The organism is Telluria sp. GW821-FHT07G12, assembly GCF_059418525.1.
Genome location: NZ_JBWKQA010000001.1, coordinates 781,536 through 803,918 on the forward strand (window position 1 = coordinate 781,536; position 22,383 = coordinate 803,918).

The following is a 22,383-nucleotide window of genomic DNA, read 5'->3' on the forward strand; positions in this document are numbered from 1 at the left end:
GGTGATGGCGTCGATAACGCTTGTCGTTTGCGCCGGACCCGCTGTAAGGTGCCCTCGAGGAACCCGCAGGCCAAGGCTGATAGATCGCCTGGTCCAGGTTCCCGATCCGGCCGCCTCGCGGTCTGGCTGAGGTCGCTGTTAGCACCCGCCCCCCAGGCCCTTGCGCCGCCCTGACCGGGCCGCGCCGGCCGAACAAGGTTGCGGCGTGCGCGCGACAATGACGTTCGATGCCATTTGCGCCCTGTGGCCGGCAATGCCGTGCCACACCCCGGGCATACCACCGCCAACACTCCCCTCCCCGCGTACGTTTCTAGCAATTACAACGGTCTACGGGCCGCGGAGTTAATAAAAATGAAACGTATGTTGTTTAACGCTACGCAGCAAGAGGAGCTGCGCGTAGCGATTGTCGACGGCCAAAAACTGATCGACATCGATATCGAAACCGCTGGTCGCGAACAGCGCAAATCGAATATCTACAAAGGTGTCATTACCCGCATCGAACCCTCCCTTGAAGCCTGCTTCGTCAGCTACGGCGAAGACCGCCACGGTTTCCTCCCCTTTAAAGAAGTCGCCCGCTCTTATTTCCGTGATGGTGTCGATGTCCGCAATTGCACCATCAAGGAGGCACTGCGCGAAGGCCAGGAAATCATGGTCCAGGTGGAGAAAGAGGAGCGCGGCAACAAGGGCGCGGCACTGACCTCCTTCATTTCGCTGGCCGGCCGCTACCTGGTCCTGATGCCGAACAATCCGCGTGGCGGCGGCGTTTCGCGCCGCGTCGAAGGCGAAGAGCGCCAGGAACTGCGCGAGACCATGGACAAGCTGGACCTGCCGCAAGGCATGTCGGTGATTGCCCGCACTGCCGGCATCGGCCGCACGGTCGAAGAACTGCAGTGGGACCTGAACTACCTGATGCAACTCTGGCGCGCGATCGAAGGCGCCGGCAAATCGGCCCCCGGCCCCTTCCTGATCTATCAAGAGTCCTCGCTGGTCATCCGCGCCATCCGCGACTACTTCCAGCCCGACATCGGCGAAGTCCTGATCGACACCGACGAGATCTTCGACCAGGCCCAGCAGTTCATGAGCCACGTGATGCCCGACATGGCGCACCGCGTGAAGCGCTACACCGACGATGTCCCGCTGTTCTCGCGTTTCCAGATCGAACACCAGATCGAGACCGCGTACTCGCGTACCGTCCCGCTGCCGTCGGGCGGCGCGATCGTGATCGACCACACCGAAGCCCTGGTTTCCATCGACGTCAACTCGGCGCGCGCGACCCGCGGCTCGGACATCGAAACCACCGCCTTCAACACCAACTGCGAAGCGGCCGACGAAGTGGCCCGCCAGCTGCGCCTGCGTGACCTGGGCGGCCTGATCGTGATCGACTTCATCGACATGGAAGTCGCCAAGAACCAGCGCGAAGTCGAACAGCGCCTGAAGGACGCCCTGCACCATGACCGTGCACGCGTCCAGATGGGCAAGATCTCGCGCTTCGGCCTGATGGAACTGTCGCGCCAGCGCCTGCGTCCGTCGCTGTCGGAAGGCTCGCACGTCACCTGCCCGCGCTGCTCGGGCACCGGCCACATCCGCGATACCGAATCCTCCGCCCTGCAAGTCCTGCGCATCATCCAGGAAGAGGCGATGAAGGAGAATTCGGCCGCGATCCACGTGCAAGTGCCGGTCGACGTCGCCGCATTCCTGCTGAACGAAAAGCGCGGCGAAGTGCTGAAGATCGAGAACCGTCACCGCATCACGGTCATCCTGATCCCGAACAAGCACCTCGAGACCCCGCACTACAAGCTCGAGCGCATCAAGCACGACGATCCGCGCCTGGAAGACGCCGCCTCCAGCTACACGATGGCGGAGTCGGCCGATACCGACATGGCCTACGCCAAGCGCCAGAAGGAAGAAGCCAAGCCGCGCCAGGAAGCCGTGGTCAAGACCATCACCCCGGCCCAGCCGGCGCCGGTGGTCGAACGCCAGGCCGTCAAGGCCGAGGCAGCCCCTGCCGCTGCCGCCGCTCCGGCCGCGCCTATCGTGCAGCCGCCGGCGGAACAAGGTTTCTTTGCCAAGCTGCGTAATTTCTTCTTCGGCACCCCGGTTGCCATGACCCCGCCGCCGGCCCCGGCCGCAGCGCCGGTCAAGCCGGCCGAACCGGCACCGGCAGCCGAGCGTGGCGAACGCAACCGTGGCCAGCGCAACGGCCGTGGCGGCCGCACCGGCACCGGCAAGGGCCGTGAGCGCGAGGACCGCGAACAGGTCGCGAAAGGCGCACCGGTCGATGAGACCGCCAAGCCGGTCGACGCCGAAGGCAAGCCGGCACGCCAGCCGCGCAAGCCGCGTGAACCGCGCGAAGCCCGCGAGCCGCGCGAGACCCGCGATCAGGCACAAGCCGAGCTGCAAGCCCAGCTGGCGCCGCGCGCCGAGCGTGCGGAAAAAGCCGAGCGTCCGGAACGCGCCGAGCGTGCCGAACGCCAGCCGCGCCAGCCGCGTGAGCGTGCCGAGCGCGCGCCGGTTGCCGAGGTGAAAACCGACGAACTGAACGTGGTCCAGGCGACCGCCGCCACCGGCGTCGCGGTCGCATCGACCGGCCCGACCGGCGAGCAGGAAACCGCTCAGGATCAAGCCATGAAGACTGTCGCCTCGACCGGTCCGAGCGGCGAGGAGCTTGACGCCGAAGGTGGCGACGAGCCGCGCCGCCGCCGTCGTCGTGGTGGCCGCAACCGTAACCGCCGCGACCGCGACGGCAACGATATCGTCGACAACGAAAGCGGTGAAGAAGGCGCACCGGCCTTCGCGCCGGTGGCCGACGAGGAAGCCGCCAAGTTCCAGGCCGAGTCCAAGGCTGCGAAGACCAGGGGCGCCAAGCCGGCCAAGGCTGCCACGCCGGGTCCGTGGCCCTTCCCGACCGCTGCGTCCGTGAAAGCCGCTGCCGATAAAGCCGCTGCCGACAAGGCTGCCGCCGAACAGGCCGCCGTCCAGGCGCGTGCCGAGGAAGCTGCCGCCGCTGCGCTGCAAGCTGCTGCCGAAAAAGCTGCCGCCGAGATCGCGACCGCATCGAGCCAGGGTCCGTGGCCGTTCCCGACCTCGCAGTCGGTGGCCGATGCCGCTGCCCGTGCTGCTGCCGCTCAGGCGCCGGCTGCTCCGGCTGCTCCGGCTCCTGCTCCGGTCGCCCCGGCCCCTGCTCCGGTTGCTGCCGCTCCGGCTCCAGTTGCCGCCGCTCCGGTTGCACCAGCTGCACCGGCGCCGGTTGAAGCCGCTGCTCCGGTTGCCGCTCCGGCACCGCAGCCTGTCGTGATGCCGGCACCGGTTGCGCCGGTTGCACAGGCGCCGGCCGCCGATCTGGGTGAAGTGCTCGCCCAGGCCGGCCTGCAACTGGCTGCCACCGATCCGGAAAAACTGCGCGCCGCACAGGAAGCGGCTGCCCAGTCCCAGCAGCCGGTCCGTCTGGGCCGCGCCCGCAAGGTTGTGGCGCCGCCGGCGCAGGAGCCGCTGATCCAGGTCGATACGACGCGTCAGTAAGCTGGTTCGAGCTGCCGCCGTGCAGCTTGTGAGAAAGGGGGAGCTTCGGCTCCCCTTTTCTTTGCGTGTAAGATAAGCAACCCTAACGCTCATCCATATCGACGTGCCACCTGCTCCCACCTTTCGCACCGCCCTGCGCTACTGGCTCAAGCTCGGCTTCATCAGCTTCGGCGGTCCCGCCGGCCAGATCGCGATGATGCACGCCGAGCTGGTCGAGCGGCGGCGCTGGATCTCGGAGCAGCGCTTCCTGCACGCGCTCAACTACTGCATGCTGCTGCCGGGTCCGGAGGCAACCCAGCTGGCCGTCTACATCGGCTGGCTGCTGCATCGCACGGCCGGCGGCATCGCGGCCGGCGTGCTGTTCGTGCTGCCCTCGCTGCTGATCCTGATCGCGCTGTCCTGGACCTACATGGCTTACGGTCACCTGCCCGCCATCGCCGGGATCATGAACGGCATCAAGCCGGCGGTGGTCGCCATCGTGCTGGGCGCGGCCTGGCGCATCGGCAGCCGCACCATCCGCAACGGCCTGCTGGCCGCGATTGCCGCCTGCGCCTTCGTCGCCATCGCCGTGCTCGAGCTGCCCTTCCCGCTGATCGTGCTGGGCGCGGCGCTCGCCGGTTTGATTGGCGGACGGCTGCGCCCCGCCCTGTTCCAGCTCGGCGGCGCGCATGCCGGCGCCGGCAAGTCCTACGGGCCGGCACTGATCGACGACGACACGCCCACGCCCGCGCACGCCCGCTTTTCCTGGGCAGGGCTGACGCGGGTGGCGCTGGCCGGCATCGGCCTCGGCCTGGCGGCCTGGCTGCTGCTGGCGGCGCTCTACGGCCCCACGGGTGCGCTGGCCCGGATGGGCTGGTTCTTCACCAAGGCCGCGATGATGACCTTCGGCGGCGCCTACGCGGTGCTGCCCTATGTCGTGCAAGGGGCTGTTCACCATTACGGCTGGCTGAGCGCGGGCCAGATGATCGACGGCCTGGCACTGGGCGAAACCACGCCCGGCCCCTTGATCATGATCGTGGCCTTCGTCGGCTTCGTCGGCGGCTGGACCCATGCGCTGTTCGGACCGGATGCGCTGTTCGCCGCCGGCGCGGCGGGAGCGGCGGTGGCGACCCTGTTCACCTTCCTGCCGTCCTTCGTCTTCATCCTGGCCGGCGGGCCGCTGGTCGAGTCCACGCGCGGCAATGTGCGCATGACGGCGCCGCTGACGGCGATCTCGGCGGCGGTGGTCGGCGTGATTGCGAGCCTGGCCGTGTTCTTCGGCGGGCAGGTCTTCCTGGCGGGCGGCAAGCCGCACTGGCAGGCGATCGCGATCGGCATTACTGCCACGGTCGCCCTGCTGCGCTACAAGGTCGGCACTATCCCGCTGATCCTCGCCTGTGCGCTGGCTGGCCTCGTGCTATCGTATTGGCATGTCTGAAAAAATCATCATGCTCGGCGACGCCCGCTCTCCGGCGATGCCGATCCCGGCGGATCTGCAGGCGCCGACAGGGCTGCTGGCCGACGCGCTCGGCCGGCCCCTGCACGACCTGCGCATCTCGGTCACGGACCGCTGCAACTTCCGCTGCGTCTACTGCATGCCGAAGGAAGTCTTCGACAAGAACTACGCCTACCTGCCCCACTCCTCGCTGCTCAGCTTCGAAGAGATCACGCGGGTGGCGCGCCTGTTCATTGCCCACGGCGTCGAGAAGATCCGCCTGACCGGCGGCGAACCGCTGCTGCGCAAGGACCTCGAGCGCCTGGTTGCGCAACTGCGCACGCTGGACACGCCCTCCGGCCGACCGCTCGACCTGACCCTCACCACCAACGGCTCGCTGCTGGCGCGCAAGGCCAGAGCCCTGAAGGACGCCGGCCTGGACCGCGTCACGGTCTCGCTCGACGCCATCGACGACGACGTCTTCAAGCGCATGAACGACGTCGACTTCGCGGTCTCCGACGTCCTCGAAGGCATCGATGCCGCGCATGCCGCCGGCCTCGGCCCGGTCAAGGTCAACATGGTGGTCAAGGGCGGCATGAACGACGCCCAGATCCTGCCGATGGCGCGCCACTTCAAGGGCTCGCCGACCATCCTGCGCTTCATCGAATACATGGACGTGGGCGCCTCGAACGGCTGGAACATGGACGAGGTGATCCCGTCCAGCGAAGTGGTGCGACGCATTTCCGCCGAGATGCCGCTCGAACCGATCGACGCCAACTACGCGGGCGAGACCGCGGCGCGCTGGCGTTACGTGGACGGCAGCGGCGAAGTTGGCATGATCTCGAGCGTGACCCAGGCCTTCTGCCACGACTGCTCGCGCATCCGCCTGTCCACCGAGGGCAAGCTGTACACCTGCCTGTTCGCGACCCGCGGCCACGACCTTCGCGCCCTGCTGCGCGAGGGCCGTAGCGACCTCGAGATCCAGTCTTCCATCGCTCAGCTGTGGAGCCGGCGCGCGGACCGCTACTCCGAAACGCGCACGATCAACACGGAAGGCCTGTCGCGCGACGGCGCTGCGAAGAAAATCGAAATGTCTTACATCGGTGGTTAATAAATAAAATGAACACTGCATCGATCAGCGGCCTGGTCCTGGCCGGCGGACGCGGCACGCGCATGGGCAGCGTCGACAAGGGCTTGCAGGCTTTCGGCGGCTCGACCATGGTGGCGCACGTGCTGGAACGCCTGCGCCCGCAGGTGGCCAGCGTTGCCATCAACGCCAACCAGAACCTGGATGCCTACGGCGCCTTTGGCGTACCGGTGTGGCCGGACGATACGCCGGGCTTTGCCGGTCCGCTGGCCGGACTGGAAGCGGGCCTGCGCCGCTGCGGCACCGAGTATCTGCTGACTGCGCCCTGCGATTCGCCCTTCCTGCCTGTCGACCTGGCCGAGCGTCTGCTGGCTGGACTGCAGTCGGCCGGCGCCGACCTGGCGCTGGCGGTGACCGAAGAGAACGGCCTGCGCCAGCCGCATCCGGTGTTCTGCCTGGTGAAGGCGGACAAGGCGGAAGTTTTATCGGCGTATCTTGCGGCCGGCGGACGCCGCATGGATGGCTGGTACCCGCAGATCAAGGTGGCCGAGGTGCTGTTCGAGGATGCCGCGGCCTTCCGCAATATCAATACCCGCGACGAGCTGCAAGCGCTGGATCCCGCGCGGCCCCTGAAACTGGCCGAAGTCGTGAGCTGCCTTTCCGCCTACGACCCGGACGCCCTGCCGGTGCGCGACGCCCAGAAGATCATCCGCGATTTCGTCGCGCCCGTGCGCGCGACGGAACAGGTGGCGCTGCGCGCTGCGCTGGGACGCGTGCTGGCGGCGGACATCGTCTCGACTATCAACGTGCCGGCACACGACAATTCGGCGATGGATGGCTATGCGCTGCGCGGCGAGGATTTATCGCTCGATGCCGACGTTCGCCTGCGCGTGATCGATACCGTGTATGCGGGCCGTGCATCCTCTGCGGTTCCTGCAAAAGGCGAATGCATGCGCATCATGACCGGCGGCGTGATGCCGGCCGGCTGCGACAGCGTGGTGCCGCAGGAATTCGTTCGTGAAGAGGACGGCCTCATCTTCATGGCCCCCGGCACCATCCGCGCCGGCGACAACCGCCGCTTCGCCGGCGAAGACCTGAAGGCCGGCAGCACCGCCCTGCGCAAAGGGAAGATCGTCCGCCCTGCCGACCTGGGCCTGCTGGCATCGCTGGGCGTGGCCGAGGTGCCGGTGCAGCGGCGCCTGCGCGTCGCCTTCTTCTCGACCGGCGACGAGCTGCGCTCGATCGGCCAGCCGCTCGACGAAGGCTGCGTCTACGACAGCAACCGCTACACCATCTACGGCATGCTGCAGCGCCTGGGCTGCGACATCATCGACATGGGCGTGGTGCGCGACGACCCCGCCGCCCTGGAAGCCGCGCTGCGCGAGGCTTGCGAAAACGCCGACGCCATCATCACTTCGGGCGGCGTCTCGGTCGGCGCCGCCGACTACACCAAGCAGATCATGGCGCGCCTCGGCGACGTCACCTTCTGGAAGATCGGCATGCGCCCTGGCCGCCCGCTGGCCTTCGGCCGCATCGCCTCCAACGGTCACAGTGCCTTCCTGTTTGGACTGCCGGGCAATCCGGTGGCGGTGATGGTCTCCTTCTACTTCTTCGCGCGCGAGGCCTTGCTGCGCATGATGGGGGCGGAGGCGCCTTTGCCTCTGCTTCGCGCCCGATCGGTCGCTGCAATTCGCAAGAAGCCGGGGCGTACCGAGTACCAGCGCGGCGTGCTGTCGCGTGGTGCGGACGGGCTACCCGAAGTGCAGATCACCGGTTCGCAGGGCTCGGGGATCCTGCGCTCGATGTCGGAGGCGAACTGCATGGTGGTGCTGCACGATGAGCAGGGTGGCGTGCAGGCTGGGGAGATGGTGGATGTGCTGATGTTCGAGGGGCTGGTATGAAGCTTCTGCCTTCCCGATCTGTGACTCGGCGTCAAAAATGCATTATTGGTATCAAGCAAAACTTTTACTGATATCAATGTGATGAATGTTCAGGTTCCTAGCATTGGGCTTTGTGCTCAATGTAATCTGGGGAATCTGAATGCATTTCAAGGATCTGGCTGCAGGCTTCGGCGAGCTGACAGAGGCGAATCGCCCGATTCGTGTGCGGCTCTCACAAGGTCAGCAAGTGCTCAGCGACGTCCTGCTGGTCAAGCGCGTCACCGGAACGGAAGCACTATGCGGCGCCCTGGAATACCGGCTCCTATGCGTATCGCTCCGCGCCGATCTCCCTTTGAAGGAATTTATCGCTCTGCCGGTCGAACTGCAGTTCGTCACCGACTGCGGCGATATGCGCGCCGTCTGCGGCATCGTCGCGCAAGCGTCGGCCGGACAAAGCGATGGCGGCCTGGCGACCTACGAACTGGTGCTGCGCGATGCTTTGTCGCTAATGGAATACCGCACCAATACCCGCGTCTTTCGCAACCTGAATGAACTGGAAGTCAGCCAGGTCATCCTCGATGAATGGCGCCGGAATAATCCCGTACTGGCCCAGGCTTTCGACGTGGACTGGTCGCATTTAACGGGTTCCTATCCCGCGCGGGAATTCACGATGCAGCACAACGAATCGGATGCCGATTTCCTGCGCCGCTTGTGGAAACGGCGCGGCATTGCCTGGTTCATGCGGCATGGCCAAGCCAGTCAAGCGCAGAGCCAGGACATTCCAACGCATACGCTGGTGCTGTTCGATGATGGATTCACACTGCCGCAAAATACCGCCGGTTTAGTGCGCTATCACCGGGACGACGGCACCGAACAGAGCGACACCATTTTCGCATGGAGCCCGGTCCGCAGACTCAGGCCCGGCAATGTCAGCCGCCTTAGCTCCGACTACCTGCAAGGCCGGCCGATGACGGGCCATCTACCTTCGCGAATCGACCAGGGGACGATGGGGAACCGTTTCGCCGCCAGCCTCGACGATTACCTGATCGACGTCCCCCATGCGGGCGAAGACGGCGACGATTACCGCAATCTTGGCGAACTGCGCATGAAGCGCCATGAGTATGAATCGAAGTGCTTTTACGGTGAAGGCAGTGTGCGTGCGCTTTGTATCGGCGAATGGATCGCTTTAAGCGGCCATCCCGAAATCGACATGCATTCGACGGAAGAGCGGGAATTTCTCATCACGAGCCTGGAGGTCGATGCCGAGAACAATCTACCCAAGACGCTCGACGATCGGATACAGCGCCTGTTTGCGCTCAATCGATGGAACGAAGTCCATTCCGCCACCACCCTGCGGCAAGCAAGCGCGGATCGCGGCATGCGCTATACGAACCGCTTTGCCTGCGTTCGCCGCAGCATTCCGATCGTGCCGGCTTTCGATCCGCGTACCGATCTGCCGCATCCGCAACTGCAAAGCGCGATCGTGGTCGGCCCACCCGGCGAGGAAGTGCATTGCGACGAATACGGGCGGGTCAAGGTGCGCTTTCCCGGCACGCGAATGGAAGACCACGACCATGCACAAGGCGCCGGGGCCAGCGGCAGCGACCGGGACTCCGCCTGGATACGGGTCGCCAGCACCTGGGCCAGCAATCAGTGGGGAACGATGACGCTGCCGCGCGTGGGCGATGAAGTCCTGATCGGCTTCCTGGGCGGCGATCCGGACAAGCCTATCATCGTGGGGCAGGTTTATGGCGGCATGGCACCGCCACCTGCATTCAATCACGTCGGTGCACTGCCGGGAAACAAGTACCTGGCCGGCATCAAGAGTAAGGAAGTAGACGGCATCCGCTACAACCAGCTGCGGCTGGACGACACGCCTGGCCAGATCAATGCGCAGCTGTCCTCGCAGCACGGCCACAGTGAATTGAACCTGGGTTGGCTGACCCACCCACGCAAGGATGGCAAGGGCGAAGCGCGCGGCGAAGGCGCTGAACTGCGCAGCGACCACGCCGTTGCGGTCCGCGGCGCGCAAGGTGTCCTGATCAGCGCTGCGTCGCGCCAACAAGCCAGCGGCAAACAGCTGGACCGGAGCGAGCTCCTCGGCCTGGCCGAGGCTCTGCAGGGGGTGCAGAAGCAACTGGCTGAACTGGCGTCAACGCACCATGCGGACGGTACCGACCACCAGGAGCTCGAGCAACTGATCGGCTACCTGAAACAGTGGGAAGCCGGCAGCAATACCGAAAAGGAAGGCGCCGGTGGCCATCCTGTGGTGGCGCTGTCCGCGCCAGCAGGCGTCGCCATGACCAGCCAGGACAACATCGCGATCGGCGCGCAAACGCATGTCGATATTCTCAGCATCGGCAATACCCAGCTGTCGGTCGGCAGGAAACTGCTTGCCCGTGCGTCGGAAAGCATCAGCCTGTTTGCCCACCGGCTCGGCATCAAGCTCATTGCCGCCAGCGGCAAGCTCGAATTACAAACCCACGGCGACGATATCGAAGTCACCGCTTCCAAACGCATCGTCCTGACCGCCACCGACGAGATCGTGCTGCAGGCGCCCAAAGTCCGCGTTGTCGCCCAGGGTGCGCAGGTAGATATCGGCGGCGGCGCCATCACACAGCAAAGCAGCGGCGATCACACCATCAAGTCGTCGAAATTCGCGCATGTCGGACCGGGAGACGGCAAACCGGCCGCCGTCACGCTGCCGAAAAGCGAGGCCGCCCACGATCAGCAAACCGTGCTGCGCTGGATCGGAACCGATGAGCCTATGAAGAACCAGCGCTATCGCATCACCACCGAAGACGGGCGCACCTTCGAGGGTCGCACTGATGCCAATGGCTTGACAGAGCGTTTTACCAGCGCGATTCCGTTTGGCCGCTACAGCATCGAGGCGCTGGACGACTGATTTTAAAGGGAGCACCTGATGACGACTGCCGAACATTCTTTGCCTGCGCAACCGAGTGCTGGAGCCGCTCGAAAGGCTGAAGGGTTTGTTACACCGAAGCAGGACAAGAAGCCGCAGTGCGCACGGATGCTGCCCAAACGGGTGCTGCCGATTATTTTTCTGCCGGGGATTATGGGATCGAATCTGCGGATGAGTGCGGAGCGGCAGAAGGAGTTGAAGCAGAAGGACAATATTGCTTGGCGGCCGGATGCGCTTGGGGCGTCGAATGTCAGTAAGAATGCGAAGAGTCCGCCAGATGAACGCCAGCTGCGGCTCGATCCATTGCAGACGACGGTCGACATTTACGATCCCTCTGGGCCGTCCGACGTCAGCGGCGATAGACGGCATGGCAATGTCGAACTTGACGAAAACTTCAATTCACCAATGTTGGCGAGCGACCCGCTGGTCAAAGCGAATTCGCGTAGCCGAGTACAAAAAGCGCGGGCGCGCGGCTGGGGTGAAGTCTTCTTCAAAAGTTACGGCGTTTTGCTCCAGCACCTCGAATCCCGTCTGAATAACACTTTCTCCGAAGGCAAAATGCGTCCCGAGTGGCGTGATGTTATTGGCGTTAACCCACAGGCATGGGGCGCCGAAACGAAACTACCCCAGCAGGCCATGACGGAGGATGAGTTCAAAAAGGTGGCTACCGGCTGCTGGTTCCCTGTGTACGCCTTCGGCTATAACTGGCTGCAATCGAACGGTGACAGCGCACGCATCATCGCCGCTCGCATCAACAAGGTCATCGACGAGCTTAACGGGACCGGCTATGAATGCAACCAAGTGATCATTGTGACTCACTCCATGGGTGGACTGGTCGGACGGGCGTTGGTTCATCCAAAGATTGGCAACTTGCAAGACAAAATACTGGGCATCGTTCATGGCGTAATGCCCGCCATCGGCGCCCCAGCGGCCTACAAGCGCATGCGGGCGGGATTCGAGGACCCCGGACTGATGCACACCACTAAGAGCATTATTGAAGCCAGCGTCGTTTCGAAAGTGCTCGGCAATTTTGGCGACGAGGTTACGGCGGTGCTGGCCAATTCGCGAGGTGGATTGGAGTTACTGCCCTCAGAGGCGTATGGCAACGGTTGGCTGCGCGTGCGGCACAATGGACACGACTTGGAAGCGTGGCCGAAACAGGGAGATCCCTACAAGGAAATCTACAAAGTGAGGGGAAAATGGTATGCGCTGTTCCGGGAAGACTGGATCAACCCTTCCAACTATACCGAGAGGAAAGGGGGTGGAACGTTTGCACGGACGTGCAACTATCTCGACAAGGCCCAAAGTTTTCATAGACAGATTGCCGGCACATATCACCCCAACAGTTACGGGCACTACGGCGCCGATCCTGGACATCAGAGCTTCGGCGAAGTGGTATGGGACATCCGGAACTGTGCGAACCCAACTGGCTGGCAAAACTGGACCATTGTCAGCGATAGCCGGCAAGGTCGGCTGGACTTCACCTCATGGGACGAGCATCGGGAGGACAATATCGGCGCCCTGCCCTTTGACGATGCGTTGCATGCGACGATACTTCCGCCTTCGGCGCCAGGCGACCAGACCGTTCCCGCCAGATCCGCCGACGATCAACTGCACAGCGGAGCATTCAAGGGCGTGTTCCGCCAGACGGGCTACGAACATCAGTCCAGCTATAAAGATCCCCGCGCGATTGCCTCGACCTTGTACAGCATCGTGCGCATCGCCCAGAAAGCAACCTGGAAATGCTGAAAGGATTACCCATGCACATAACCGCCTTGAAGCACCTGTCCCTTGTTGCTATCGCGACTACGATGGTGTTGATTACAGCCTGTGACCGCAATCCCGGACAATGGAAGACTCCGAACATGACGACTCTTACACCCCGCCTACAACCGATGTTTGCGAAAACCAAGACCGTCTGCTTCGGGCGCTTCATAGTCGATGTTCCGGCAACCGCCACCGTTGCATGGGGTGGTAGCGATATTCCGCTGGGTTTGACCGTCTACCCTGACGGCGTGGATGAAGTGAAGGGCCTGGCACGGAAGTTCATCGATGACCTCAAAAGTGACAAGGCCATCAACCACGATGATGTCCCCTTACTGCTGGCAGTAGAAGATATGGCCGAGCCCGAAGGCAAGATTGTGACCGGCTACGAAGATTTTCAGTCAATCAATGACCTAAAGATCAATGGATACTTCAAAATAAACAACGATGGCGTTGTCATTGACGCAAGACCCTTGAGTCCAGACAGAGATGGAACGATAGCAGACATAAAAAGCATCGCACGCCGTCTGCGCCAACGTGCCGAAAACGAAATCCCCACTGAGCCGGGCAACTGCATAGAGAATTTCTTTTTGCCAGACTCGCCGGATGACGAAAAAAATCATCCTGGCGAACTGATCAGCATTGGCTTTCGTCTGAAAGAGTTCCCGGACGCGCATTTTTCAATTCGAACCCATCCATCGAATCCTCACGATCCGGAAAGCACGTCACTAAAGAGGCAATGGCAACGCGTCATCGAAGATCCAGCAACTCCCGAAGAGAAAAAAGCACTCGCCCAAATCAAATATTTCCGTGAAAGCCCACGTGAAATATATGACTGGAAAACCGGATACGAACTTCTCTTGCGCAATCCCGATGAGGAAGGCGTGCACTCTTACCATGACTTCGAGGTCAGATTCACCGGCGTCCCCCACGACCCCTACAAACCCTACGCTGACATCCAGTTTCAGACCGGCGTCGGCAATAACGCCGCTGGCAGCACCAAGGCCAGCCTCACTGACGAAGAAGCCATCGCAGTCTGGGACAAAATCACCAGCACCATCCGCGTTCGCCCGACAAGCGCCACCCCCATCAAGTCCGCCGATGCCGGCCCGCGCTTGCCCTTAGGCGAACTGGCCGCAACCGGGCGCACCTGCCCGCAGACCGGCTGGTGGGCACCCGACGAGGAAAGCGGCGTCAAGGATGGCGGGCGTCAGCACATCAAGAAAGGAGAGCGGATGCCGCACGTGGTATCGCACGTCGCGCCATCGCTATGGCAGAAGCTCAAAGGGGAACAAGCAGCGCGCCACACGGCCACGGTGTGGAAGCTGGTCGCGCATGGCGACGCGCCCGCCCCGGCAGCCACTGACGTTGCCGCCGCAAACGGCAGCACTAAGGAACAAGGCTCACCCAACCAGAAAGGCTGAGCGATGCGCAACGTAATCCGTCTCGGCGATCCGACTTCACACGGCGGCAAGGTCGAAAGCGTCAGCGCAACGCACTTCACAGTCGGCGGCATCCCGGTCGCCCGCGTCGGCGACAAGTGCAGTTGTCCCATCAAGGGCCACGACAACTGCACGATCGCCGAGGGCGACCCGCATCACGTCATCGATGGGATCGAAGTTGCACACGACGGCCACAAGACGACGTGCGGCGCGACATTGATTCCGACGACAGGCGATTACGGTGGCGAATAATTAAGCCACGTCGTCGCCGTCCGCGGGCGCACCACCCAGCATCAACTGCGCCGCCTCACTCGGCAGCGCCTCCACCGACTTCAGCTTCCTCGCCATCTGCCGGCTGCGCACCTCGGCGTTCTCGATGTTTTTCGCTGCCCGCTCCAGAGTGGTCTTGGTCGCTGCCAGCACGTCGCCGAACTTGCCGAACTCGGTCTTGACCGCGCCCAGCACCTGCCACACCTCGGACGAGCGCTTTTCCAGCGCCAGCGTGCGGAAGCCCATCTGCAGGCTGTTCAGCAGCGCTGTCAGCGTCGACGGACCGGCGATGGTCACGCGCAGCGTGCGTTGCAGATCGTCGGCCAGGCCAGGACGGCGCATCACCTCGGCGTACAGGCCTTCGGTAGGCAGGAACAGGATCGCGAAGTCGGTGGTCTGCGGCGGCGAGACGTATTTTTCGCAGATGGTTTTCGCTTCGTTGCGCACCGCGCGTTCGAGTTCGGCGCCATAACGCACGACGCCATCGGCATCGGCGCTGTCGGCCGCTTCGACCAGGCGCTCGTACTGCTCTTTCGGGAATTTCGCGTCGATCGGCAGCCACAGCGGCGGGCCGCCCTCGACCGTGCCGGGCAGCTTGATCGCGAATTCGACACGCGCGTTGGTGCCGGCCACGGTCTCGACGTTCTTGGCGTACTGCTCGACGGTCAGCACCTGCTCGAGCAGCATCTCGAGCTGGACCTCGCCCCAGGTGCCGCGCGTCTTCACATTGGTCAGCACGCGTTTCAGGTCGCCCACACCGACGGCCAGCTGCTGCATCTCGCCCAGGCCCTGGTGCACGCGCTCGAGGCGGTCGGACACCTGGCGGAAGGATTCGGTCAGCCGCGTTTCCAGCGTCGCGTGCAGCTTTTCGTCGACGGTCTGGCGCATCTCTTCCAGGCGGCGCGCATTGTCGGTCTGCAGGTCGCGGATCTTGGTCTCGAGCGTGCCGCGCACTTCCAGCATGCGCTGGGCGTTCGATTCCGTCAGGTTCGCCAGCGCGCTGCTCATGCTGTCGGCGAAGCGCTTGAGTGTGCGCGCCTGTTCCTCGCGTCCGCCGGCGGACTGCAGCTGGATCTGCTGACGCATCGCCTCCAGCTGTTGGGCAGTGGCGGCCTGGTTTTGCGCCAGGTGGTTTGCCAGTTCCTGTCGCGTGGCTTGCGCGCTGGTTTGCAGTTCGTGGCGCAGCTCGCGCTCCAGGCGTTCGAGGGCGTGGGCGGAGCCGTCGGTGCGCCGGCCGCGTGAGAACAGGACGAACTGCAGCCCGAGCACGGCCAGCAGGCCAAGCGCGAGAACGATGAACTCGATGGTGGACATGATGGTGTCAGTGTGGACGATTACGCATCCAGTCGGCGGTCTGGTAGAAGGCGCCCATCAGGCGCAGCCGCAGATCGTAGTCGTAGCCGAGATCTTCGAGCGCCATCGCCATGCAGCGCAGCCACTGATCGCGCTCCGTGGTGCCGATCGCGAACGGCAGGTGGCGCGCGCGCAGCATCGGGTGGCCGTACTTTTCGATGAACAGATTCGGCCCGCCCAGCCAGCCGGACAGGAACATGAACAGCTTGTCGCGCGAGCTGTCGTTGGGCACAGGGTGCATGGCGTGGATGCCGGCAAAGTCGGCTTCCAGCTGCATGATGTCGTAGAAGCGGTCGACCAGTTCGCGCAGGCGGGCTTCGCCGCCGATCAGTTCATATGCGGTGCGCTCATCCTGTTCCTGACCAGCGTCTTGTTGGGTGTTCTGGGATTCTTGCATTTGCCCATGATAGCGCAGCGGCCAAGACCCGTGGGAGGGCCTTTTGTCCAAGGTCGGCGATTCGCAACAGCGCGTGGGCACGGGGTGCCCACCCTACCGATATGCCGTAGGGCGGGCACCCCGTGCCCGCGTTCGCCGTTCCGATCAGGCCTCGCGCAGCGTCTGCAGCGGTGGCTGCCGCAACACATTGCGCAGTCCCAGCCAGCCGCCGACCAATGCGCACACCGCGCCCACCAGCAGTCCGGCCGCCCAGACCTGCGGTTCGAAGTGCCAGGGAAACTTGAACTGGTACTCGGCCAGCGCCCAGCCCAGCGCCGCCGCGCCGCTCGCCGCCAGCAGGCCGGACAGGCCGCCCACCAGCACGAATTCGATGCGCTGCGCGCTGGCCAGCTGGCCGCGGGTGGCTCCCAGCGCGCGCAGCAGGCCGGCTTCGCGGGTGCGCTCGGACGTCGATCCCATCAGCGCCGCGTACAGCACCAGCACGCCGGACGCCAGGGTGAACATGAACAGGAACTCGACCGCGGTCACGACCTGGTCCAGCACGTCCTGCAGCTGGCGGATGATGCCGCTGACGTCGATCACGGTCAGGTTCGGGAACTGGCGCGTGAGCGCGTTCGCCAGCCCCACGCCGCGCGCCGGCAGGTGGAAGGCCGTCATGTAGGTCGTGGGCGCGTCACCCATCGCGGCCGGGTTGATGATGACGAAGAAGTTGGCCCGCATCGAGCCCCATTCGAGCTTGCGCAGGCTGGTGATCTTCGCCTCGACCAGCAGGCCGCCCATGTCGAAGCGCATGGTGTCGCCGAGCTTCAGGCCCAGGGTCTGCGCGATGCCCTGCTCGACCGAGGCTTCGGCCACGCCGGGGGCGTCGCGGTACCACTGGCCGGCGACGACGTCGTTCCCTTCCGGTAGATCGTTCACGCTGGAGAGGTTGAATTCGCGGTCCGACAGTCCCTTCGCGCGCTCGTCCGTGTAGGTGCTGGCCGTGATCGGGTTGCCGTTGACCGCCACCAGGCGGCCACGGATCATCGGGTACAGCATCGGGTTGTCGACGCCGGCCGCGCGGATGCTCTTTTCCACGCCGGCCTTCTGGTCGGGCTGGATGTTGATGATGAAGCGGTTCGGCGCATCGGCCGGGGTGGCCACGCGCCATGCCTCCATCAGGTCGCCGCGCACCACGGTCAGCACCAGCAGCGCCATCAGGCCCAGCGACAGCGAGACGATCTGCACCACGGTGGCGCCGGGGCGGCGCTGCAGCGAGGTGATGGCGAAGCGCCAGCCCTGGTTCTTCGAGACGCCGCGCAGGCTGCGCAAACCGAGCAGCGCCAGCCAGCCGACCAGCGCGAACACGGCCAGGCCGCCGAGGAAGCCGCCGGCGGTGATCAGCGCCAGTTTCAGGTCGCCGGCCTGCCACAGCAGCAGCCCGATGAAGACCGCGGTGCCGAGACCGTAAGTGGCCAGCGCCATCGGCTTGGGCGGCGACTGTTCGCGGCGGATCACGCGGTTGTGCGGCACGTTGCGCAGCTGGAGCACGGGCGGCAGCGCAAAGCCGACCAGCAGCAGCATGCCGGTGGCGACGCCCTGCAGCGCCGGCAGCAGCGACACCGGCGGCAGCTCGGTCGGGATCAGCTTGCCGATCAGTTCGAGCAGCACGTAGTGCGCGCCAAAGCCGACCAGCACGCCCAGCACGCTGCCCGCCAGGCCGACCAGCGCGAACTCGATCAGGAACAGCATGCCGACCTGGTTTTGGGTCATGCCAAGACAGCGCAGCATGGCCACCGAATCCAGGTGGCGCTGCATGAAGCGGCGCGCCGCCATCGCGACGGCGACTGCCGCCAGCATCGCCGACAGCAGGCCGACCAGGGCCAGGAAGCGCTCGGCGCGGTCGAGGGTCGAGCGCATTTCGGGGCGGCCGTTTTCCAGCGTTTCGATGCGCACGCCTTTCACGTTGTCGGCGGCCATGCGTTCGCGCAGCCATTGCTCGTAGCCTGCCACCGTCGCGCGGTCGTTCAGCGATTGCGCGGCCACCTGGATCCGGTAGGTGATGCGCGCATAGTTATCCACCAGGCCGGTCGCCTTCAGGTCGGCCATGGCCAGCATCACGCGCGGCGCGAAGTTCGAGAAGGAGGCGCCGCGGTCGGGTTCGGAGGCGATCAGGCGCGCGACCCTGAAGCTCTTGTCGCCCAGCTGGATGGTGCTGCCCAGCTTGATCTTCAGCGCCGGCAGCAGGTTGACGTCGACCCAGACCGTGCCCGGCGCCGGCGTCTCGTGGGTGGCGTCGCCGAGCGCCTCGCTGGCATCCTCAAGACTGGTGGTGATCTTCAGCTGGCCGCGCAGCGGATACGTGGGCGAGACCGCCTTCACCGACGCCAGCACGGCTTGCGAATCATCGCCCTGGCCCGATTGCGCCATGCTGGGGAAGGTGACGGTATCGGCCAGCAGCAGGCCGCGTTTGACGGCTTCATCGCGCCAGTCCTGGCGCAGCGGCTGGTCGGCATTGATCAGCAGGTCGGCGCCGAGCAGCTGGTGGGCGTCGCGGTTCAGGCCTGCGCGCATGCGGTCGACAAAGAAGCCGACCGCGGTCAGGGCCGATACCGCGACCACCAGGGCCACCAGCAGGAAGCGCAGCTCGCCGGCGCGCCAGTCGCGCGCGGTCATGCGCAGGGATTGCATCAACATTTATTGGATCTCACTGAAAAAGCGGTCGACTTCGGCCAGGTAGGCGCGCTTCTGTTCGGGTTCGAGGAAGGCTGCATTGAAGCTGTTGCGCGCCAGCTGGCGCGCATGCGATACGTCCAGCGGCAGTGCCTCGAACGCGGCCAGGTAATTATCGTTGACGTAGCCGCCGAAGTAGGCCGGGTCGTCGGAATTGACGGTGGCGGCCAGGCCGGCGTCGAGCAGGCGGCGCAGGTTATGCTCGCCCATCACGTCGAACACGCGCAGCTTGATGTTCGACAGCGGGCACACCGTCAGCGCCATCTGCTCGCGCGCCAGGCGCTCGGCCAGTGCGGGATCGTCGAGGCAGCGCACGCCGTGGTCGATGCGCTCCACGTTCAGCACGTCCAGCGCGCTCTCGATATAGGCTGGCGGCCCCTCCTCGCCCGCATGTGCCACCAGATGCAGGCCGAGGTTTCGGGCGCGCTCGAACACGCGCGCGAATTTCTCCGGCGGGTGGCCGACCTCGGACGAGTCGAGGCCCACGCCGATGAATTTGTCGCGGTACGGAATCGCCTCCTCCAGCGTGGCAATGGCTTCTTCTTCCGACAAGTGGCGCAGGAAGCACAGGATCAGGCTCGCGCTCACCGGGCTATCCTGGCAGGCGCGCCAGATGCCATTGATGACGGTCTCGATGGCGACGCCGCGCGCGGTATGGGTCTGCGGGTCGAAGAAGATCTCGGTGTGGCGCACGTTGTCCGCGGCCGCCCGTTTCAGATAGGCCGCGGTCATGTCGTAGAAATCCTGCTCGGTGAGCAGCACGCTGGCCCCTGCATAGTAAATATCGAGGAAGGATTGCAGGTCGCTGAAGGCGTACGCCTGGCGCAACGCTTCGACGGAGGGGTAAGCCAGGGAAACACCGTTCCTTTGCGCTAGCTCAAAAATCAGCTCGGGTTCCAAAGAGCCCTCGATATGGATGTGCAATTCTGCCTTCGGCATCGCCGTCAGGGTGCGGCGCAGCTCTTCATTCAGCATCGGGATCTCCACGTTGGACCGGCGATAAACGCCTCGAAAGGAAAGTGTAGCGCATGCGCCGCCGAGGGTCATTTCACTCTGGAATTTTATAGAAAGACGGCACGATATGCGTGCGCCACTGCTTAGCAAGTTGGTGCACTATCTACTTACCTTTTGATAAACATGACGTTGTCAAACGGGGTCAAAAGCCCCGCCAACATGAGCTCGTCAGGACTCCGAAAAGCGGCGTCAAGAACGATTCGGCAGGCTCGTCAAAATGGCTTATTTTTCTTTGTTTTCAGCGACTTATCGTTAGGACCATGCTACGCACGACACGGTTTTGACTTCGGGAACTAATAGGCACATAATAAATTTCATAAGCGTAAGAAGACGCTCTCAGCGGGCGCTAACAAACCGGTGGCCATACCGGATGAGAACAAGAAAATCGCCCTCCGCTTCCACGTCAGGCTGCACGGCCTGACCTCTCGAATGCAGACGGCGCCCCCACACAGCTCGATGCCTAAACCGGGGCCTGGGCAGCCGTCTTTCATCGGCTGCCGCGACAGTGATCAGTGTTAGCACATTAGAGGACATTCACATGACCATTTTTGATAACTACGCAGCCCGCTATGAGCGTACCCGGGAAGAGGAATACTCCCTGACGGAGTACCTTCAGCTTTGCAAGAAAGACCCCCTGACTTACGCCAGCGCTCCGGAGCGCATGCTGGCCGCCATTGGCGACCCCACCCTGGTCGATACCCGCCTCGACCCGCGCCTGTCGCGCATCTTCGCCAACAAGGTCATCAAGATTTATCCCGCCTTCCGCGAGTTCTACGGCATGGAGGAAGTGATCGAACAGGTCGTTTCCTATTTCCGCCATGCGGCGCAGGGCCTGGAAGAACGTAAGCAGATCCTTTACCTGCTGGGCCCGGTTGGCGGCGGCAAATCGTCGATCGCCGAAAAGCTCAAGCACCTGATGGAGCAGATCCCCTTCTACGCGATCAAGGGCTCGCCGGTGAACGAATCGCCGCTCGGCCTGTTCAGCGAAGACGAAGACGGCGCCATCCTAGAAGAGGACTACGGCATCCCGCGCCGCTACCTGCGCAACGTGCCGAGTCCATGGGCGGTCAAGCGTCTGCACGAGTTCGGCGGCGACATCAACAAGTTCCGCGTGGTCAAACGCTATCCGTCCATCCTCAAGCAGATCGCGATCGCCAAGACCGAGCCGGGCGACGAGAACAACCAGGACATTTCCTCGCTGGTCGGCAAGGTCGACATCCGCAAGCTCGAGGATTATTCCCAGGACGATCCGGACGCCTACAGCTACTCCGGCGGCCTGTGCCTGGCGAACCAGGGCCTGATGGAATTCGTCGAGATGTTCAAGGCCCCGATCAAGGTCCTGCACCCGCTGCTGACGGCCACCCAGGAAGGCAACTACAAGGGCACCGAGGGCTTCGGCGCGATTCCCTTCGAGGGCATCATCCTGGCGCACTCGAACGAATCCGAGTGGAAGACCTTCCGCAACAACCGCAACAACGAGGCATTCCTCGACCGTATCTACATCGTCAAGGTGCCCTACTGCTTGCGTGTGTCCGACGAGATCAAGATCTACGACAAGCTGCTGCGCAACTCCTCGCTCGACAAAGCGCCCTGCGCCCCGGGCACGCTGCGCATGATGGCCCAGTTCGCGATCCTGTCGCGCCTGAAGGACCCGGAAAACTCGAGCATCTATTCGAAGATGCTGGTGTACGACGGCGAGAACCTGAAGGACACCGATCCGAAGGCCAAGTCGATGCACGAATACGTCGACTACGCCGGCGTGGACGAAGGCATGAACGGCTTGTCGACGCGCTTCGCGTTCAAAATCCTGTCCAAGGTCTTCAACTTCGACAACACCGAGGTTGCGGCGAATCCGGTGCACCTGCTCTACGTGCTTGAACAGCAGATCGAGCGCGAGCAGTTCGCGGGCGAGACCGAGCAGCGCTACATGTCCTATATCAAGGAACACCTGGCGCAGCGCTACGTCGATTTCATCGGCAAGGAAATCCAGACCGCCTACCTGGAAAGCTATTCGGAGTACGGCCAGAACATCTTCGACCGCTACGTGACCTTTGCCGACTTCTGGATCCAGGACCAGGAATTCCGCGACCCGGACACCGGCGAAAGCTTCGACCGCGAATCGCTGAACGCCGAGCTGGAGAAAATCGAGAAGCCGGCCGGCATCTCGAATCCGAAGGATTTCCGAAACGAAATCGTCAACTTCGCCCTGCGCGCCCGTGCGACGAACGGCGGCAAGAATCCGGCCTGGACGAGCTACGAAAAGTTCCGCACCGTGATCGAGAAAAAAATGTTCTCGAATACCGAGGAACTCCTGCCCGTCATTTCGTTCAATGCAAAAGCCAGCACGGAAGACGCGACCAAGCACGCCGACTTCGTGGCGCGCATGGTGGAGAAGGGTTACACGCCGAAGCAGGTTCGTTTGTTGTGCGAGTGGTACCTGAGGGTTCGTAAGTCCTCGTAAGAAGGCCCGCGGCACCAAGGTGCGTGGCCGGGCGGACCGTTTTCTGGTCCGCCCGTAGGCTTTGTCCCACCAAAATTCAGGGACGCCAACCACGTTAATGCGCGGCGCGTTAATATAGGGTACCGGTTAGCATCCGGCCCGCCGCGA

The 22,383-nt window shown here is 63.7% G+C and carries 13 protein-coding genes; 9 read left to right on the forward strand and 4 right to left on the reverse strand.

Annotated elements, in window-relative coordinates; genetic code table 11:
• The first annotated feature begins 351 nt into the window (after window positions 1-351).
• From AC07PE_RS03785 to AC07PE_RS03820, 8 genes are all read left to right on the forward strand, one after another.
• Window positions 352-3,519, forward strand: coding sequence for an Rne/Rng family ribonuclease (locus tag AC07PE_RS03785; RefSeq protein ID WP_498761728.1), 3,168 nt, complete (start codon window positions 352-354; stop codon window positions 3,517-3,519).
• Window positions 3,520-3,622: 103 nt separating this feature from the next.
• Window positions 3,623-4,936 carry a chromate efflux transporter gene (chrA, locus tag AC07PE_RS03790; protein WP_498761730.1) on the forward strand — a complete coding sequence of 438 codons (1,314 nt, stop codon included), beginning with the start codon at window positions 3,623-3,625 and terminating at the stop codon, window positions 4,934-4,936.
• A complete protein-coding gene (gene moaA / locus AC07PE_RS03795; RefSeq protein WP_498761733.1) occupies window positions 4,929-6,044 on the forward strand; it encodes a GTP 3',8-cyclase MoaA in 1,116 nt (371 codons plus the stop codon). Before chrA ends, moaA begins: the two co-directional genes overlap by 8 nt.
• An 8-nt stretch (window positions 6,045-6,052) precedes the next feature.
• Window positions 6,053-7,921, forward strand: a complete 1,869-nt coding sequence (gene moeA / locus AC07PE_RS03800) for a molybdopterin molybdotransferase MoeA (protein WP_498761734.1) — start codon at window positions 6,053-6,055, stop codon at window positions 7,919-7,921.
• A gap of 139 nt (window positions 7,922-8,060) precedes the next feature.
• The gene (locus AC07PE_RS03805) at window positions 8,061-10,805 is read left to right on the forward strand and encodes a type VI secretion system Vgr family protein (RefSeq protein WP_498761736.1); all 2,745 of its coding nucleotides are present in this window, start codon (window positions 8,061-8,063) and stop codon (window positions 10,803-10,805) included.
• 18 nt (window positions 10,806-10,823) lie between these two features.
• Window positions 10,824-12,572 (forward strand): esterase/lipase family protein, encoded by a 1,749-nt coding sequence (locus tag AC07PE_RS03810; RefSeq protein WP_498761737.1) that lies wholly within the window; start codon window positions 10,824-10,826, stop codon window positions 12,570-12,572.
• Window positions 12,573-12,583: 11 nt separating this feature from the next.
• On the forward strand, window positions 12,584-14,011 hold the full coding sequence (locus AC07PE_RS03815) for a T6SS immunity protein Tli4 family protein (protein WP_498761739.1): 1,428 nt from the start codon (window positions 12,584-12,586) through the stop codon (window positions 14,009-14,011).
• A gap of 3 nt (window positions 14,012-14,014) precedes the next feature.
• The gene (locus AC07PE_RS03820) at window positions 14,015-14,281 is read left to right on the forward strand and encodes a PAAR domain-containing protein (RefSeq protein WP_498761742.1); all 267 of its coding nucleotides are present in this window, start codon (window positions 14,015-14,017) and stop codon (window positions 14,279-14,281) included.
• Here the strand turns inward: AC07PE_RS03820 and AC07PE_RS03825 are convergent, their stop codons facing one another.
• From AC07PE_RS03825 to AC07PE_RS03840, 4 genes are all read right to left on the reverse strand, one after another.
• Window positions 14,282-15,613: a DNA recombination protein RmuC gene (locus AC07PE_RS03825; RefSeq protein WP_498761744.1), complete on the reverse strand. Its 1,332-nt coding sequence runs from the start codon at window positions 15,611-15,613 to the stop codon at window positions 14,282-14,284. It lies immediately after the preceding gene.
• A gap of 7 nt (window positions 15,614-15,620) precedes the next feature.
• A complete protein-coding gene (locus AC07PE_RS03830) occupies window positions 15,621-16,049 on the reverse strand; it encodes a group II truncated hemoglobin (RefSeq protein ID WP_498761746.1) in 429 nt (142 codons plus the stop codon).
• Window positions 16,050-16,193: 144 nt separating this feature from the next.
• Window positions 16,194-18,725: an ABC transporter permease gene (locus AC07PE_RS03835; RefSeq protein ID WP_498761748.1), complete on the reverse strand. Its 2,532-nt coding sequence runs from the start codon at window positions 18,723-18,725 to the stop codon at window positions 16,194-16,196.
• Window positions 18,726-19,736, reverse strand: coding sequence for an adenosine deaminase (locus AC07PE_RS03840; RefSeq protein WP_498761750.1), 1,011 nt, complete (start codon window positions 19,734-19,736; stop codon window positions 18,726-18,728). It abuts the gene before it with no gap.
• Between the two features lie 577 nt (window positions 19,737-20,313).
• On the opposite strand from AC07PE_RS03840, the gene AC07PE_RS03845 reads away from it, so the two are divergent.
• A complete protein-coding gene (locus AC07PE_RS03845) occupies window positions 20,314-22,236 on the forward strand; it encodes a PrkA family serine protein kinase (protein ID WP_498761752.1) in 1,923 nt (640 codons plus the stop codon).
• Window positions 22,237-22,383: the final 147 nt, after the last annotated feature.